Raw genomic sequence first — 908 nt, forward strand, 5'->3', positions numbered from 1 at the left:
TAGATCTCTTGCGAAAGTAAAAAATTGTTTATACTAGCCCCATGAAATATGAAAATTTAACTCGATTTAATGATGGGGAATTTAAACGACTCGTTGGAGTTCCTCGTCCATTATTCTTAAAAATGGTATCGGTGTTACAACACGCTGAACTTGCCAAGAAAAAATCTGGAAGGCCGCATTCTTTGTGTTTAGAGGATCAATTATTGTTAACTCTAAACTACTTACGCTGTTATAGGACTCAAATTGAATTATCCGCTGACTATAATCTCGCTGAAAGTAATGTGAATCGTACTATTCATAAAGTTGAAAATGCTCTGATTCAATCACGGATTTTTGCATTACCCAAAAGGAATCAAAAGTTTAGTGAAGGTGATTATGTGATCGTTGATGTCACTGAGTCACAGATTGAGCGTCCCAAAAAAACAAAGAAAATTCTATAGCGGTAAAAAGAAAAAACATACGCTAAAAACACAGGTCATTTTTAACCCAAGACTAAAGCAAATTGTAAGTATACAGGTCGAAAGTGGCAGAAAACATGATCTGACGATTGCGCGTAAGTATTTTAAGGAGATGATCATTTATCCTTGTATTATGGCAGATTTAGCCTATAAAGGATTTCATCAGATTAAGAGTAAGTTACTCATTCCAATCAAGAAACCTAAGAATTTATCATTACCCAAAATAGCAAAACAGATCAACCAAGAAATCAGTCGGCGTAGGATCACAATTGAACATATCAACGGCAAACTTAAATATTTTCGGATATTAACAGAACGGTATAGAAATAGACGGAAACGATTTGGTCTAAGAATGAATTTAATTGTTGGAATGGTGAATTGGATGCTCTTGAATTAACTTTCGCAAGAGATCTAATCTGTCTCTTATACACATCTCCGAGCCCACGAGAC

At 34.9% G+C, this 908-nt stretch carries 1 protein-coding gene; it reads left to right on the forward strand.

From position 1 onward, the window contains the following. The first annotated feature begins 41 nt into the window (after positions 1 to 41). A protein-coding gene (locus BFN00_RS15730; protein WP_004729218.1) for an IS5 family transposase occupies positions 42 to 855 on the forward strand; the annotation gives its coding sequence in 2 pieces (ribosomal slippage) (positions 42 to 428 and positions 430 to 855; 813 coding nt in all). Positions 856 to 908: the final 53 nt, after the last annotated feature.

This window comes from Acinetobacter sp. AR2-3 (assembly GCF_001878775.1).
Classification (GTDB): Bacteria; Pseudomonadota; Gammaproteobacteria; order Pseudomonadales; family Moraxellaceae; genus Acinetobacter; species Acinetobacter lwoffii_D.